Source organism: Trebonia sp. (assembly GCF_049794275.1).
GTDB lineage: Bacteria > Actinomycetota > Actinomycetes > Streptosporangiales > Streptosporangiaceae > Trebonia.
Map to the genome: position 1 here is coordinate 1 of NZ_JBARCR010000853.1, position 2485 is coordinate 2485.

Here is a 2485-nt window from a genome sequence, read left to right on the forward strand (position 1 = left end):
GGCCCAGGTCCGGGTCGGCGGAGGGCGCGGCGGTACGCGACGAGACCGGGCGGACCTATACGGCGGCGTCGGTCGCGCTGCCGTCGCTGCGGCTGTCCGCGCTGCGCCTCGCGGTGGCGATGGCCGCCTCCAGCGGAGCGGAACGGCTCGAGGCCGCCGCCCTGGTCAGCGACTCCGACCCGGACCCTGCCGATCTGGCCGCGGTCCGGGACCTGGGCCCGGACGCCCCGGTCTTCCGCGCCGCCCCCGACGGCACCCTGCGCGCCATCGAGTAACGCCCGCCCCGGGTCCGCCGCCAACCTCCAGGCGATAACAGCAAGAAGCGGGCCGCGCCGCAGCCCGCTCACGGGGACTCCGGGATCCACGGGAGACGCACCGGGCGGCTGGGGACGTCGTCGCGCAGCAGCCGGTCGACCAGGACGGCCAGCCCCCACGGGAAGACCTGGCCGTCCCCGTGCCGCAGCTCGTCGAGCGTCCACCAGCGATGCCCCGTGATGACCACGCGCTCGTAGTCCTCCATCCCGTCCGCGACCACGTCCGTGCGGGGTACCCGCAGGAAGAAGTAGGAGTCGGCGGCGAAGTAGCGGCGGCCCTGGTCGTCCGGCGACGCCCAGGTGCCCGCGCACGTGGCGACCACCGGGCCGAGGTCGGCCTCCGCGCTGACGTAGCCGGTCTCCTCGGCCAGCTCCCTGACGGCCGCGGCCGTCAGGGACTCGCCCCGCTGCACGCCGCCGCCCGGCGTGAACCACCACGTGGCGCCCGACCGGTCCACCGAGCTGAACAGCAGCAGCCGGCCCTCGGGCTCGACAGCGAGAACCCGGGCGGTGGGCCGCCAGATGGGGGTTGGGCTCATGCCGATGACGGTAGTGGTGGCCCGGATGCGTGACAATCAAGGGATGAGCCCGCCGCACGTGACCACGACAGCGACCGGACGCGCGCCGACCGGCAGCGCGTTCCGCTCCGGGTTCGCGTCCCTGGTGGGCCGCCCCAACGTCGGCAAGTCGACGCTGACCAACGCCCTGGTCGGCGCCAAGGTGGCGATCACCAGCGACCGGCCGCAGACCACGCGGCGGGTGATCCGCGGCATCGTGCACCGGCCGGACGCGCAGCTGGTCCTGGTGGACACGCCCGGCCTGCACCGGCCGCGCACGCTGCTTGGCGAGCGGCTCGACAGCCTGGTGCGCTCGACCCTCACCGAGGTGGACGTGATCGGGTTCTGCGTCCCCGCGACCGACCCGGTCGGCCCCGGCGACAAGTACCTGACCCGCGAGCTGGCCGCGCTGCCTGATACCCCGGTCGTCGCGATCGTGACCAAGACCGACAAGGCGACACCCGACCAGGTCGCGGGGCAGCTCGTGGCGGTCAGCGAGCTCGGCGACTGGGCGGACGTGGTGCCGGTGTCCGCGGTGGCCGGGTACCAGCTCGACGTGCTCGCCGACGTCCTCGTCTCGCACCTGCCCGAGGGCCCGCCGCTGTACCCGGACGGCGAGCTGACCGACGAGCCAGAGCAGATCATGGTGGCCGAGCTGATCCGGGAGGCGGCGCTGGACGGCGTACGGGACGAGCTGCCGCACTCGATCGCCGTGGTCGTCGAGGAGATGGCGCCGCGGGCGGACCGGCCGGACCTCACCGACGTGCACGCCGAGCTCTTCGTGGAGCGGCCCAGTCAGAAGGCGATCGTGATCGGGGCGAAGGGCGCCAGGCTGAAGGACGTCGGCTCCCGCGCCAGGCAGCAGATCGAGGCGCTTCTCGGCACGAAGATCTACCTGGACCTGCGCGTCAAGGTCGCCAAGGACTGGCAGCGCAACCCGAAGCAGCTGCGGCGGCTGGGTTTCTACGACTGACGAACGGCTGAGACGGGCAGCTCGGCCGACCGGTAGGGCTGGCCCCACACCTCGTAGCCGAGCTCCTCGTTCACCGCGATCATGTACCGGTTGGACGCGGCGTTCCAGGTCTCGATCCGCCGCATCGCGGGCTCGGCCTCGGCCAGCCAGTCCATCATCGCCGCCTTGGTCAGCATGCCGAGCCGGTGGCCGCGGTGCCGCCGGGTCACCGCGGTGATCAGCTGGTGCCCCCAGTCGGGGATGGCGGGGTCGACCGACACCACGGTCAGCGCCGCCATCTCGCCGCTGGCGTCGTGCACCGCCGCCAGCGAGTACCGCCGGGACGGGGAACGCGCGATCCGGCCGTTTATGCGGTCGCGGACCCGCTCCGCGGTCCACGCCGTGGCCTCGAGGCCGGGGTCCATGGGCGCGTCGTTCAGCGCGTTGTGCAGCGACGCGACCTGGTCGAGCCGGTCGTCGGGGGTGACGCCTGTCCAGCGCGCCAGCGAGTAGCCGGCCGCCGCCCGTGCCGCCGATTCCCGCAGCCGCGCGATCGAGCCCGCGGGGATCTTCGCCACGTCGAGGACGCGCCGCACCTCGGCCTGACCGAGGGTGGCGCCGGCCAGGAGGGCAAAGGCCTCGCCGCCGGACCCCTCCCGCAC

The 2485-nt window shown here is 73.8% G+C and carries 3 protein-coding genes and 1 pseudogene; 2 read left to right on the forward strand and 2 right to left on the reverse strand.

Going from position 1 to position 2485, the window contains the following annotated elements:
* A partial coding sequence (locus tag WA805_RS22085) for a cytidine deaminase (RefSeq protein ID WP_425243281.1) occupies nucleotides 1-275 on the forward strand: 275 nt, incomplete at its 5' end.
* A gap of 68 nt (nucleotides 276-343) precedes the next feature.
* Here WA805_RS22085 and WA805_RS22090 read toward each other — a convergent pair.
* Entirely contained in the window at nucleotides 344-853 is a 510-nt protein-coding gene (locus tag WA805_RS22090; protein ID WP_425243282.1) for an NUDIX hydrolase, read from the reverse strand.
* Nucleotides 854-896: 43 nt separating this feature from the next.
* Between WA805_RS22090 and era the strand changes: the two genes are divergently transcribed.
* Nucleotides 897-1844: a GTPase Era gene (gene era / locus WA805_RS22095; protein WP_422282481.1), complete on the forward strand. Its 948-nt coding sequence runs from the start codon at nucleotides 897-899 to the stop codon at nucleotides 1842-1844.
* Here era and WA805_RS22100 read toward each other — a convergent pair.
* Nucleotides 1835-2485, reverse strand: a pseudogene (locus WA805_RS22100) (hypothetical protein); the annotation flags it as partial. The gene era and the pseudogene WA805_RS22100 sit on opposite strands and share 10 nt — an antisense overlap.

Bases quoted from the DNA above. Each gene is read 5' to 3' on its own strand.
- WA805_RS22090 (WP_425243282.1), bottom strand. From the start codon at position 853: ATGAGCCCAACCCCCATCTGGCGGCCCACCGCCCGGGTTCTCGCTGTC.
- era (WP_422282481.1), top strand. From the start codon at position 897: ATGAGCCCGCCGCACGTGACCACGACAGCGACCGGACGCGCGCCGACC.